This window comes from Streptomyces sp. EDA2-14 (assembly GCF_054963755.1).
Genome location: NZ_JBUEGE010000001.1, coordinates 625,483 through 638,051 on the forward strand (window position 1 = coordinate 625,483; position 12,569 = coordinate 638,051).

The window sequence follows — 12,569 nt, forward strand, 5'->3', positions numbered from 1 at the left end:
CTCGGGTGCGTTCCAGCAGGTCACAGGGGTGGCCGCCGGAAAGTATCCGAAGGGTCCCGCCGGGCGTGCGACCGGGTGACGGAGGGCCGCGGACGGGGTGACGCGCGGTCAGTTCACCGCGACCGCCGACCAGGCCGCCGCCACCGCGGCGTACTCCTTGCCGTCCGCCCCGTACAGGTCCTTGGCCGCCTTGAGGGTCGCCGTACGCGCGTCCTTGTAGTTCGTCGACGACGTCATGTAGACGGTCAGCGCGCGGTACCAGATCTTGCCGAGCTTCTCCTTGCCGATGCCGGTGACCGTGGACTTGTCGCACGTGGGGCTGTCGTTGCGGACGCCGCCCACCGTCTTGGCGCCGCTGCCCTCGGCGAGCAGATACGCGAAGTGGTTCGCCACGCCGGACGAGTAGTGCACGTCGAGGCCGGAGACGCTCGAACTCCAGCAGTCCGCCGACTTCCCGTCCTTGCTCGGCTTGTCCATGAAGCGCAGCGCCGCCGTCTTCGCCCCGGGCTTGACGATCTTCTCGCCGATGAGCCAGTCGCCGGGGTCGGAGGCGTTGTTCGCGTGGAACTCCACGAGCGCGCCGAAGACGTCGGAGGTCGCCTCGTTGAGGCCGCCGGACTCGCCGGAGTAGGTGAGGCCCGCGGTGGCGGAGGTGACGCCGTGGGACATCTCGTGGCCGGTGACGTCGAGGGCGACCAGCGGGCCGAACGTCTTGCCGTCGCCGTCCCCGTACGTCATGCAGAAGCAGTTGTCGTCCCAGAAGGCGTTGTTGTAGTCCTTGCCGTAGTGGACGCGGTTGTACGAGCCCTTGCCGTCGTCGGCTATGCCGATCCTGCCGTGCTCGTCCTTGTAGTAGTCCCACGTCTGGTCCGTGCCGTACTGGGCGTCGACGGCGGCCGTGCTGCGGTCCGCCGCGTCCCCGGTGCCCCAGTGGTTGTCGGCGTCCGTGTAGACCTTGGCGGGGGCCCGGTCCAGGCAGATGCCGAGGACGCAGGTGTCGGTCTTGTTGGCGGCGTCGCCGGTGTAGGTGTTGCCGCGGGTGGCGTCCTTCAGCTGGTGGCCGCCGGAGGAGGCGGCGCTCGTGGTGAGGGGGACGGTGCCGGAGTAGAGGGACCGGCCGTCGCCCGTGGCGGTCGGCGTCGCCGTTTCGAGGCTGTCCCAGGAGTCGATGCGGGCGCCGGTGGTGGCGTCCGTGAGGACGGTGCGGGCCATCGGGTTGCCGAGCGAGTCCTTCGCCGCGGCCGTCGTCCGCCAGGCCAGCTTGGGGCTGCCGTGCAGCGCGTCCACGACGAGCTGCGGTTTGGCCCGCAGGCTGCGCAGCACCGTGCCCGGGTTGGCGGAGCGCAGGACCGTCGCGGCGAGGTCGGCGGCCTTGGGGGCGGAGAGACGGGGCGTGGTGCTCGGCACGGAGACGCTGCCTGAGACGGCGCGGTCGGTCCCCTTGTACGTACCGTCAGCGGCCTTGTGAACGACGAAGTCGCCGCCCAGCACGGGGAGTTCTCCGTACGTGCGGTCGTAGCGGATGTGCCGGGCGCCGTCGGGGTCGGTGATCACGTCCCGTACGGAAGTGGCCTCGGCGGGAGCGGGGGCCGCCGAGGCCGTGGGGGCGAGCGCGATGGTCGCCGCGAGGGCGGTTGCCAGGGTCGTTACTGCGGTGGTGAGGCGCGATGTGGTCCGTATGGGGCGTCTCATCGGGCGGCTCCGTGGGGGCGGTGAGATGAGCGGCGGATTCCTGACACTGGTTCAGTTTTAGGCGGCCATGACAAACGGAGTCCAGGGAGCCGCAGTGTCGGACCTGTGAAGGAGCGGTCCGGTCACAATGGGCGGCGTGGAGAATTCAGACCTGGAAACGACCGTCCTGACCGTCCTCACGACAACCGACACCGCCGACAAGGCGACCGAACTCGCGAGCGGGGCGATCCGCGACCGGGTCGCCGCGTGTGCGCAGGTGTCGGGGCCCGTCACGTCGGTGTACCGGTGGGAGGGTGGGATCGAGACCGCGCGGGAGTGGCAGGTGCTGATGAAGACGACGGGGGCGCGGTACGCGGAGCTGGAGGCGTGGTTGACGTCGCACCACGACTACGACACGCCGGAGATCATCGCCACGCCGGTGGTGCGGGGGAGCGCGGCGTACCTGGACTGGGTCCGCGCCGAGACGTCCTGAGCGGGCGGCACCGGCGTTACGGACTCGGGGCTCCGCCCCGGACCCCCGCTGCTCAATCGCCGCAGGGGCTTGATTGGCCGAACCGGCGTTGCGGACTCGGGGCTCTGCCCCGGACCCCGCGCCTCAATCGCCGGCGGGGCTTGATTGGCCCCGCTCCAGGCGGACTGCGCAGACCTTGAATTCGGGCATGCGGGAGGTCGGGTCGAGGGCTGGGTTGGTGAGGGTGTTGGCGCGGCCGGGGCCCGGCCAGTGGAAGGGCATGAAGAGGGTGTCCGGGCGGATCGTGGGGGTGAGGCGGGCCGGGGCCTCGACGCGGCCGCGGCGCGACGTCACCACGACCGGATCGCCCTGCGCGATCCCGAGCCGCCCCGCGAGCCGCGGATGCAGCTCCACGAACGCCTCGGGAGCCGCCTTGTTCAGCTCCGGCACCCGCCGCGTCTGCGCTCCGGACTGGTACTGGGCCACGACCCGGCCCGTCGTCAGGTACAGCGGATACTCCGCATCCGGCTCCTCCGCCGCGGGCCGATGCGCCACCGGCACGAACCGCGCCCGCCCGTCCCCCGTGGCGAACCGTTCGAGGAACAGCCGGGGCGTGCCGGACCCGTCCGAGGGGCACGGCCAGAAGACGCCCTCGCCCTCGGCCAGCCGGTCGTAGCTGATGCCGGAGTAGTCCGCCGGACCCCCCTCGGACGCTCGCCGCAACTCGTCGAACACCTCCCGCGCGTCGTCCGGAAACCCCTTCTCCAGGTCGGGCGCGAGCCGCGCCGCCAGCTCCCGCAGCACGTACAGGTCCGAACGCACCCCCGCGGGCGGCGTCAGGGCCCGGCGCCGCAGGAGCACCCGCCCCTCCAGGTTCGTCACCGTCCCCGTCTCCTCGGCCCACTGCGTCACCGGCAGCACCACGTCCGCCAGTTCGGCGGTCTCGGACAGGACGACGTCCGCGACGGCCAGGAAGTCGAGCGAGCGGATCCGGGACTCGACGTGCGCCGCCCGCGGAGCGGACACCACCGGGTTCGAGCCCATCAGCAGCAGCGCCCGGATGTCACCGCCGAGCGCGTCAAGGAGTTCGTACGCCGACCGTCCCGGACCGGGCAGCGCGTCCGGGTCCACACCCCAGACCTCCGCCACGTGCGCCCGCGCCGCCGGATCCGTGAGCTTGCGGTAGCCGGGCAACTGATCGGCCTTCTGGCCGTGCTCGCGGCCCCCCTGACCGTTCCCCTGACCGGTCAGACACCCGTAACCGGAGAACGGCCGGCCCGGCCGCCCCGTCGCGAGCGCCAGGTTGATCCACGCGCCGACCGTGTCCGTGCCCTTGGACTGCTGCTCGGGACCGCGCGCGGTGAGGACCATCGCGTGCTCGGCCCGCGTGAACATGCCGACGGCCTCGCGCAGTTGCGGCACCGGCACCCCCGTGACCCGCTCCACGTACTCGGGCCAGTGCGCCATCGCCGCCGAACGCGCCTCCTCCCACCCGCTCGTACGATCCCGTACGTACGCCTCGTCGACCCGGCCGTCCGCCACCACCAGGTGCAGCATCCCGAGCGCGAGCGCCAGGTCCGTGCCGGGGCGGGGCGCCAGGTGCAGGTCCGCCTGGTCCGCGGTGCGGGTGCGGCGCGGATCGATGACGATCAACGTGCCGCCGTTGGCCTTGAGCTCGGAGAGGTAGCGCAGCGCGGGCGGCATCGTCTCGGCGAGGTTCGAGCCGACCAGGATCACGCAGCCGGTGCGCGGAATGTCCTCCAGCGGGAACGGCAGCCCCCGGTCCAGGCCGAACGCCTTCTGGCCGGCCGCCGCCGCGGACGACATGCAGAAACGGCCGTTGTAGTCGATCTGCGAGGTGCCGAGCACGATGCGGGCGAACTTGCCGAGTGCGTACGCCTTCTCGTTCGTCAGACCGCCACCGCCGAACACGCCGCAGGCGTCCGGTCCGTGCCCGGTACGCGCGCGTGCAAGACCGTCCGCGACCCGGCCGAGGGCCTCGTCCCAGGTGGCGGGTTCGAGGCGGCCGGTGGTGGCGCTGCGCACCAGCGGCTCCGTGAGCCGCACCCGGGAGGAGAGCACGGCGGCGGCGCTCTGCCCCTTGCCGCACAGCGCGCCCTGGTTGACCGGGAAGTCCGCGCGGCCCTCGACCGCGGGTCCCGGCAGCACGTTCATTCCGCACTGCAGGGCGCAGTACGGGCAGTGGGTGGGCGTCGCCGTGGTGTTGAGCATGCCCTTGAGGGTGCGCCGGGCGTGTTGCCGCGCGGCGCGCCCCCGGTTACGGAGCCGGAACGAGCATCTCCCGGCCGTCCCGGGGGCGGCGTGAGGTCGCGGCCAGGGCCTCGCGGACGCCGGTCTCCTTCGGACCCAGGAAGTGCGGGTCCGGCCGCACCGCCGCGTCGAGCGCCGCCTTCGTCGCCGCGAGCATCTCCCGCGCGCCGCCCGCGTACCAGGTCACGTCGTGCGGTTCGGCGACCCCGATCCCGTACGAGGAGACGCCCGCGGCCTCGCACAGTGCCACCGCGCGGCGCGCGTGGAAGTCCTGGGTGACCAGGACGGCCCGGTCGACGCCGAAGATCTTCTTCGCGCGGACGCAGGAGTCCCAGGTGTCGAAGCCCGCGTAGTCGCTGACGACGGCCCGTGAGGGCACGCCGTGGCGGGTCAGGTAGGTGCGCATGGCGTCCGGTTCGTCGTACTCCTCGCGGCTGTTGTCGCCCGTCACCAGGAGGGCGTGGACCTTTCCCGTGCGGTACAGGGTGGCTGCCGCGTCGAGCCGGTGCGCGAGGTACGGCGACGGTTCGCCGTCCCAGAGGCCTGCGCCGAACACCACCGCGACGTCGGTGCGCGGCACGTCCGCCGTGGTCCGCATCCGGTCCCCGGTCGAGACGAACAGCCAGGCGGGTGGCAGCAGCGCCAGCACGCAGGCCGCCATGACCGCCTGCGCCGTCCTGCGTTGCGCCTTCCGGGTACGTGGCAGGTGCATCGGCCCCCCTGGGCGGGTGATCGGAAACGGCGCGACCTAAGACGCTTCCGCAACCCGGCTGGTTCACCCCCACCCGCACCTACGCCTCGGGGCTCCGCCCCGGACCCCGCGCCTCAATCGCCGGCGGGGCTTGATGTGCCGCACCGGCGTTCCGCCCCGCCCCGCGCCTCAATCGCCGGCGGGGCTTGATTTGCCGCACCGGTGTTCCGCCCCCGCTGCTCAATCGCCGCAGGGGCTTGATGTGCCGCGGCAGCCGCTCACCGTCACCCCGCCCACCCGGTGAACGAGTGGCAACCACCCGTCACCGGGCGGCAACAGGGGCGCAACCCCCGACCGGCACGATTTCTTCATGACGGACGAGTCGTACGGCCCCATGGACCACGGCACGACCCACCTGGACCACATCGACAGCACCGCGGCGGGACTCCTCACCATGATCAGCAACCAGCTCGGCAGCAGACTCGGCCACGTGTCCCCGCTGCGCGGACACCCCAAGCCCCCCGCCCTGGTACTCGTGGCCCACGGCAGCCGCGACCCACGCGCCCTGGCCACCGTTTCCGCACTCGTGGAGCGGATACGCGAGCTGCGCCCCGGCCTCACCGTCCGCCTCGGCCACATCGAGCTCAACGAGCCGCTGCTGAGCGACACCCTCGCCGAGCTGCCGCCCGGCCGCGCCGTCCTCGTACCGCTGCTGCTCTCCCGCGGCCACCACGTCAAGCACGATCTGCCGCGCGCCGCGGACGCCGCCGAACACCTGCTCACCCGCGTCGCGGACCCCCTCGGCCCGCACACGCTGCTCGTCGACGCGCTGCACGACCGGCTCGTCGAGGCCGGCTGGCCCGAGCGGCCCTTCGACGGCCGCCACTACCGCCGCGGCGGCGTCGTCCTCGCCGCCGCCGGCTCCCGCGACCCGCACTCCGCCGCCGACGTCCGCCGCACGGCCGCACTGCTCGCCGACCGCCTCGGCGTCCCCGTCGTCCCCGGCTACGCGTCCGCCACCACCCCCGACGTCGCCACGGCCGCCCGCTCCCTCACCGCCCGCGGCCGCGACCGGATCGCCGTCGCCTCCTACTTCACCGCGCCCGGCCGCTTCGCCACGGAAGCCACCGGGGCCGCGGCGGCCGCGGCGGCCGCCACCTCCGCCTCCTGCGTCGCGGCGGCCCCGCTCGGCACCCACCCGGCCCTGGCCCGCCTCGTCCTGCACCGCTACGACCACGCGCCCGCCACGGCGGCCCACGCCACGGTGGCGCGAACCGCGGCCGTCTGACGTCCGTCCGACCCGTCGCGGGCCCCCGATTGTCAGTCGATGCCCTTACTGTCAGGACATGGAAGGCAGCGACACGTACGACGAGGCGGCGGTCGAGCGCTGGGCGCCCGAGCCCGACAAGCGCCCGGGGCGCACGGCGTTCCAGCGCGACCGGGCCCGGGTGCTGCACTCGTCGGCGCTGCGCCGGCTCGCGGGCAAGACCCAGGTCGTCACGCCGGGCACGCGCAGCCGGCACTGGGACGCGAGCCCGCGCACACGGCTGACGCACTCCCTCGAATGCGCCCAGGTGGGGCGGGAGTTGGGCGCGGCGCTCGGCTGCGACCCCGACCTCGTGGAGACGGCCTGCCTCTCGCACGACCTGGGCCACCCGCCGTTCGGGCACAACGGCGAGCAGGCGCTGAACGAGGTGGCACAGGACTGCGGCGGCTTCGAGGGCAACGCACAGTCGCTGCGCCTGCTCACCCGCATCGAGCCCAAGCGCTTCGCGCGCGACCCCGACTCCGGCGAGCTGATCAGCGTAGGACTGAACCTGACGCGGGCCGCGCTGGACGCCGCGACGAAGTACCCGTGGCCGCGCGGCGAGCACCCCAGCGACCCGCAGTCGCAGAAATTCGGGGTCTACGAGGACGACAGGCCGGTCTTCGACTGGATCAGGAGGGCGGCGCCCGGCCGCCGCACCTGCTTCGAGGCGCAGGTCATGGACTGGTCGGACGACGTGGCGTACTCCGTGCACGACCTGGAGGACGGACTGCACGCGGGACACCTGGACCCGAACGTGCTGCACGCCGAGCCCGAGCGCGCCGACGTCTTCGCCGTCGCCATCGGGCGCTACGTTCCCGCGGACACGGACCCCGCCGAGCTGGCCGCCGCACTCGACCGCCTCCTCGACCAGGAGTGGTGGCCGCACGGCTACGACGGCACCGCGGTCGCCCAGGCCCGGCTCAAGGACGCCACCAGTCAGCTGATCGGGCGCCTCTGCCTCGCCGCAGAGGGGGCGACACGCGCGAGACACGGCACGGGCCGATTGACGCGCTACGCGGCAGAGCTGGTCGTCCCGCGTGCCGCCCGGTTCGAGTGCGCGGTGCTCAAGGCCGTCGCCGACCGTTACGTGATGCAGCGCCCCCAGCAGGAGCGGCTCCGGGCCGACCAGCGCATCGTGGTCGCCGAGTTGGCGCAGGCGCTGACCGCCCGCGCGCCCGACGGCCTCGACCCGCAGTTCCGCGCCCTGTTCGACACCGCGCCCGACGACCGCGCGAAGAAGCGGGTGATCGTCGACCAGATCGCCTCCCTGACCGACGCCTCGGCCCGTTCCCTTCACGCGCGGCTTACGGTCGGTGGGGACCATCGGGAGGGAGACGCGACCACTGGGCGTGACGAAAAGATGCGCTGATCGGGCCACGCCCCCTTCCCGCATTACGCTGCGTGCGGGACGCTCGCATATGACGGCATGGCAATGAGGAGGCATCAAGTGGTCGACGCGGACCAGACGTTCGTCATCGTCGGGGGAGGGCTCGCCGGAGCCAAGACCGCCGAGACACTTCGCGCGGAGGGCTTCACCGGACGGGTGATCCTGATCGGTGACGAACGGGACCACCCGTACGAACGGCCGCCCTTGTCGAAGGGCTACCTCCAGGGCAAGGAGGAGCGCGACAGCGTCTTCGTCCACGAACCGGCCTGGTACGCGAGCAACGACATCGAGCTGCACCTCGGCCAGACGGTCACCGCGATCGACCGCGCGGAGAAGACGGTGCGGCTCGGCGAGGGCACCGCGATCCGCTACGACAAGCTGCTGCTCGCCACCGGCGCGGAGCCGCGCCGCCTGGACATCCCCGGCACCCACCTCGCGGGCGTCCACCACCTGCGCCGCCTCGCCCACGCCGAGCGCCTGAAGAACGTGCTGGCCTCGCTCGGCAGGGACAACGGGCATCTGGTGATCGCCGGGGCCGGCTGGATCGGCCTTGAGGTCGCGGCGGCCGCCCGCGAGTACGGGGCGGAGGTCACCGTCGTGGAGCCCGAGGCCACGCCGCTGCACTCCGTGCTCGGCCCGGAGGTCGGCCAGATCTTCGCCGAGCTGCACGGCGACCACGGCGTCCGCTTCCACTTCGGCGCCAAGCTCACCGAGATCACCGGCCAGGACGGCATGGTCCTCGCCGCGCTCACCGACGACGGCGAGGAGCACCCGGCGCACGACGTGCTGGCCGCGATCGGCGCCGCCCCGCGCACCGCGCTCGCCGAGGCCGCGGGCCTGGAGCTCGCCGACCGGGCGCACGGCGGCGGCATCGCCGTGGACGCCACGCTGCGCACCTCCGACCCGGACATCTACGCGGCGGGCGACGTGGCGGCGGTCCAGCACCCGCTCTTCGGCGAGCGGCTGCGCGTGGAGCACTGGGCGAACGCGCTGAACGGCGGACCGGCCGCGGCCCGCGCCCTGCTCGGCAAGGACATCAGCTACGACCGCGTGCCGTACTTCTTCTCCGACCAGTACGACCTGGGCCTGGAGTACTCGGGCTGGGCGCCGCCGGGGTCGTACGACCAGGTGGTGCTGCGCGGCGACGCGGGCAAGCGCGAGTTCATCGCGTTCTGGCTGAAGGACGGGCAGGTCCTCGCGGGGATGAACGTGAATGTGTGGGACGTCACGGAGCAGATCCAGCGCCTCATCAGGTCCGGGGCCAGGCCGGGCGTCGAGCGCCTCTCCGACCCGTCGGTTCCGCTCGGTGATCTTGTCGAACAGTGACAAATGATCTTGTGGAGCGGTGACTGGAGTGTCGGAGGGGCACCGTAGACTTGCCGCGTGGCAGGCAGGATCAATGACGAGGACGTGAAGGCGGTTCGGGACGCGGTCCCGATCGACGCCGTGGTGTCCGAGTACCTGCAACTGCGCAACGCGGGCGGCGGAAACCTCAAGGGCCTCTGCCCGTTCCACGACGAGAAGTCCCCGTCCTTCCAGGTCAGCCCCAGCAAGGGCCTGTTCCACTGCTTCGGCTGCCAGGAGGGCGGCGACACCATCACGTTCGTGATGAAGGTCGACCACCTCTCCTTCTCCGAGGCGGTGGAGCGCCTCGCCGGACAGGCGGGCATCACGCTGCGCTACGAGGAGGGCGGGTACAACCCCACCCACCAGCGGGGCGAGCGCATCCGCCTGGTCGAGGCGCACAAGGTCGCCGCGCAGTTCTACGTCGACCAGCTGGAGTCGCCGGAAGCCGAGATCGGCCGGAAGTTCCTCGCCGAGCGCGGCTTCGACCAGGCCGCGGCCCAGCACTTCGGCGTCGGCTACAGCCCGGCGGGCTGGGACCACCTGACCCGCTTCCTGCGGGGCAAGGGCTTCAGCGACAAGGAGATCCTGCTCTCCGGGCTCTCCCAGGAGGGCCGCCGCGGCCCCATCGACCGGTTCCGCGGCCGCCTGATGTGGCCGATCCGCGACATCGGCGGCGAGGTCGTCGGCTTCGGCGCCCGCCGCCTGCGCGAGGACGACAACGGCCCGAAGTACCTGAACACGCCCGAGACGCCGATCTACCGCAAGTCGCAGGTCCTGTACGGCATCGACCTCGCCAAGAAGGACATCGCGAAGTCGTCGCGCGCGGTCGTCGTCGAGGGGTACACGGACGTGATGGCCTGCCACCTGGCAGGCGTCACCACCGCCATCGCGACCTGCGGCACCGCCTTCGGAGGCGACCACATCAAGATCCTCCGCCGCCTCCTGATGGACAACGGCTCGGCGCGCGTGATCTTCACCTTCGACGGCGACGCGGCCGGCCAGAAGGCGGCCCTGCGCGCCTTCGAGGACGACCAGAAGTTCGCCGCCGAGACGTACATCGCGATCGCGCCGGACAACATGGACCCGTGCGACCTGCGCCTCGCCAAGGGCGACGACGCGGTCGCCGACCTGGTCGAACCGCGCACGCCGCTCTTCGAGTTCGCGCTCCGCCAGATCGTCTCCCGCTACGACCTGGAGACCCCGGCCGGGCGCGCCTCCGCGCTCGACGAGGCGGCGCCCGTCGTCGCCCGGATCAAGAACAGCGCCTCGCAGCACGAGGTCGCGGTCCAGCTCGCCGGCATGCTCGGCATCCTCGACACCCAGTTCGTGGTCAAGCGCGTGGGGCAGCTCGCCCGCTGGGCCCGCGAGCGCGGCGGCCGCGGACCCGCCCCGGCGGCGGGCCCCGGCGGACCGCAGGGCGCCCCCGCCGCGGCGACCGCCCGCCCCTTCGGCGGACCGGCGCTCACCCTGCGCAACCCGGTCTTCACGACCGAGCGCGAACTGCTCAAACTGGCCCTTCAGTACCCGCAGTTGGTCTCCCCGGCGTTCGACGCGTACGGCGTCGACGAGTTCACGGCCGACCCGTACGCCGCCGTCCGCCAGGCCATCCTGGACGCGGGCGGCGCCGAGCAGGGCGTGCACGACCCGCAGCAGTACCTGGTCGCGGTGCGCGAGGCGGCGCCCGACGACGCGGTGCGGGCGATGGTGACCGAGCTGGCCGTCGAGGCCATCCGCCGCAAGACCGTCGACGAGCCGTACGCGGGGGAGCAGCTCGTGACCGTGCGCAAGCGCGCGGTGGACCGCCGCATCCGTGACGTCCAGGGCACCCTCACCCGCCTCGGCGCGGGCGGAGATCCCCACCAACTGGCCGTTGTGCAGAACGAGTTGTGGGTACTCCAGCAGTACGGTCAGGCGCTCCGGGAGCGCGGCGCCGACGCGCTGTAGCCCGTCCGGAAGATGAGCACCCGTCCAGCACGGTAACCGCTCGGTCACGCACCGGACTCAAAAAGTCAACGCACGCCCCTCGTGGCGGCACTGTGTCGTACTCCACACTGGGTTGCGGTGCCTGAGTCCTCGGAGCGCGGCCGGAACCCGGACAACGGGTCCGACACCCCCGCGGTTCCGCTCATCGCGTACGGGACGGACAGCGGCGTGGCCGCCGTTCCCGCCCCCCTGCCGCACGCCTCAGATGCGATCACTTTGGAGGTCGCCCCCGTGCAGACCCAGACCCTCACCCAGAGCGACAGCACAGCGCAGGCCCTCGCCGATCCCGAAGCCGCGCCCCGTGGTGCGGTACCGCAGGGTGACGTGCTGGCCTCGGTGCCGCCGCAGAGCCGCGTGGCGCACCATCCCGAGGCCGAGCCGGAAGAACCGGCCGGCCCCCAAGGGTCCGTCGACCCGCCCGAACCGGTGCGCGGTGCCCGGGCCGACTCCAGTGGCCCGTCCTCCGACCTGTTCCGCCAGTACCTCCGCGAGATCGGCCGCATCCCGCTGCTCACGGCGGCCGAGGAAGTGGAGCTCGCGCGGCGCGTGGAGGCGGGCCTGTTCGCCGAGGAGAAGCTGACCCACGCCCCGGACCTCGACTCCCAACTCGCCCTCGACCTCGACAAACTGGTGGTCATGGGTCGGATGGCCAAGCGCCGCCTCATCGAGGCGAACCTGCGTCTGGTCGTCTCCGTCGCCAAGCGCTACGTGGGCCGCGGACTGACCATGCTCGACCTGGTCCAGGAGGGCAATCTCGGCCTGATCCGCGCCGTCGAGAAGTTCGACTACGCCCGCGGCTACAAGTTCTCGACGTACGCGACCTGGTGGATCCGCCAGGCGATGAGCCGGGCCCTCGCCGACCAGGCCCGAACCATCCGCGTGCCCGTGCACGTCGTCGAACTGATCAACCGCGTCGTCCGCGTCCAGCGCCGCATGCTCCAGGAGCGGGGCTACGAACCGACCCCCGAAGAGGTCGCGGCCCACCTCGACCTGACCCACGAGCGGGTCAGCGAAGTCCTCCGGCTCGCCCAGGAACCCGTCTCGCTGCACGCCCCCGTCGGCGAGGAGGACGATGTGGCGCTCGGCGACCTCATCGAGGACGGCGACGCCGCAAGTCCCGTGGAATCGGCGGCGTTCCTGCTGCTGCGCGAGCACCTGGAGGCGGTGCTCTCGACGCTCGGCGAGCGCGAGCGCAAGGTCGTCCAGCTCCGCTACGGCCTCGCGGACGGCCGCCCCCGCACGCTGGAGGAGATCGGCCGCATCTTCGGCGTCACGCGCGAGCGCATCCGCCAGATCGAGTCGAAAACCCTCAACAAACTCCGCGACCACGCCTTCGCGGACCAACTGAGGGGCTACCTCGACTGAGGCGGATCAAGCCCCGCCGGCGATTGAGGCGCGGGGTCCGGGGCAGGGCCCCGAGACCGCAACCCCGGCGGGG

9 protein-coding genes are annotated in these 12,569 nt (G+C 72.5%); 6 read left to right on the forward strand and 3 right to left on the reverse strand.

Annotated features, from left to right (window positions below; translation table 11 throughout):
• Positions 1–108 precede the first annotated feature (108 nt).
• Positions 109–1,692: a M4 family metallopeptidase gene (locus ACY34M_RS02710; RefSeq protein ID WP_462717401.1), complete on the reverse strand. Its 1,584-nt coding sequence runs from the start codon at positions 1,690–1,692 to the stop codon at positions 109–111.
• A gap of 127 nt (positions 1,693–1,819) precedes the next feature.
• Between ACY34M_RS02710 and cutA the strand changes: the two genes are divergently transcribed.
• Positions 1,820–2,164, forward strand: a complete 345-nt coding sequence (cutA, locus tag ACY34M_RS02715; protein WP_462717402.1) for a divalent-cation tolerance protein CutA — start codon at positions 1,820–1,822, stop codon at positions 2,162–2,164.
• A gap of 123 nt (positions 2,165–2,287) precedes the next feature.
• On the opposite strand, the gene ACY34M_RS02720 is transcribed toward cutA, so the two are convergent.
• Both ACY34M_RS02720 and ACY34M_RS02725 read right to left on the reverse strand, forming a co-directional pair.
• On the reverse strand, positions 2,288–4,375 hold the full coding sequence (locus ACY34M_RS02720; RefSeq protein ID WP_462717403.1) for a molybdopterin oxidoreductase family protein: 2,088 nt from the start codon (positions 4,373–4,375) through the stop codon (positions 2,288–2,290).
• A 46-nt stretch (positions 4,376–4,421) separates the two neighbouring features.
• Positions 4,422–5,126: a SanA/YdcF family protein gene (locus ACY34M_RS02725; protein WP_462717404.1), complete on the reverse strand. Its 705-nt coding sequence runs from the start codon at positions 5,124–5,126 to the stop codon at positions 4,422–4,424.
• Between the two features lie 349 nt (positions 5,127–5,475).
• On the opposite strand from ACY34M_RS02725, the gene ACY34M_RS02730 reads away from it, so the two are divergent.
• The 5 genes from ACY34M_RS02730 (at position 5,476) to ACY34M_RS02750 (ending at position 12,496) form a co-directional block, all read left to right on the forward strand.
• Positions 5,476–6,393, forward strand: a complete 918-nt coding sequence (locus tag ACY34M_RS02730) for a sirohydrochlorin chelatase (RefSeq protein WP_462717405.1) — start codon at positions 5,476–5,478, stop codon at positions 6,391–6,393.
• A 58-nt stretch (positions 6,394–6,451) separates the two neighbouring features.
• On the forward strand, positions 6,452–7,783 hold the full coding sequence (locus ACY34M_RS02735; protein ID WP_462717406.1) for a deoxyguanosinetriphosphate triphosphohydrolase: 1,332 nt from the start codon (positions 6,452–6,454) through the stop codon (positions 7,781–7,783).
• A gap of 78 nt (positions 7,784–7,861) precedes the next feature.
• Positions 7,862–9,127 carry an NAD(P)/FAD-dependent oxidoreductase gene (locus tag ACY34M_RS02740; RefSeq protein WP_462717407.1) on the forward strand — a complete coding sequence of 422 codons (1,266 nt, stop codon included), beginning with the start codon at positions 7,862–7,864 and terminating at the stop codon, positions 9,125–9,127.
• Positions 9,128–9,184: 57 nt separating this feature from the next.
• The gene (dnaG, locus tag ACY34M_RS02745; protein ID WP_462717408.1) at positions 9,185–11,092 is read left to right on the forward strand and encodes a DNA primase; all 1,908 of its coding nucleotides are present in this window, start codon (positions 9,185–9,187) and stop codon (positions 11,090–11,092) included.
• A 117-nt stretch (positions 11,093–11,209) separates the two neighbouring features.
• The gene (locus ACY34M_RS02750) at positions 11,210–12,496 is read left to right on the forward strand and encodes an RNA polymerase sigma factor (RefSeq protein WP_462717409.1); all 1,287 of its coding nucleotides are present in this window, start codon (positions 11,210–11,212) and stop codon (positions 12,494–12,496) included.
• Positions 12,497–12,569: the final 73 nt, after the last annotated feature.

Bases quoted from the DNA above. Each gene is read 5' to 3' on its own strand.
- ACY34M_RS02710 (WP_462717401.1), bottom strand. From the start codon at position 1,692: ATGAGACGCCCCATACGGACCACATCGCGCCTCACCACCGCAGTAACG.
- cutA (WP_462717402.1), top strand. From the start codon at position 1,820: ATGGGCGGCGTGGAGAATTCAGACCTGGAAACGACCGTCCTGACCGTC.
- ACY34M_RS02720 (WP_462717403.1), bottom strand. From the start codon at position 4,375: ATGCTCAACACCACGGCGACGCCCACCCACTGCCCGTACTGCGCCCTG.
- ACY34M_RS02725 (WP_462717404.1), bottom strand. From the start codon at position 5,126: ATGCACCTGCCACGTACCCGGAAGGCGCAACGCAGGACGGCGCAGGCG.
- ACY34M_RS02730 (WP_462717405.1), top strand. From the start codon at position 5,476: ATGACGGACGAGTCGTACGGCCCCATGGACCACGGCACGACCCACCTG.
- ACY34M_RS02735 (WP_462717406.1), top strand. From the start codon at position 6,452: ATGGAAGGCAGCGACACGTACGACGAGGCGGCGGTCGAGCGCTGGGCG.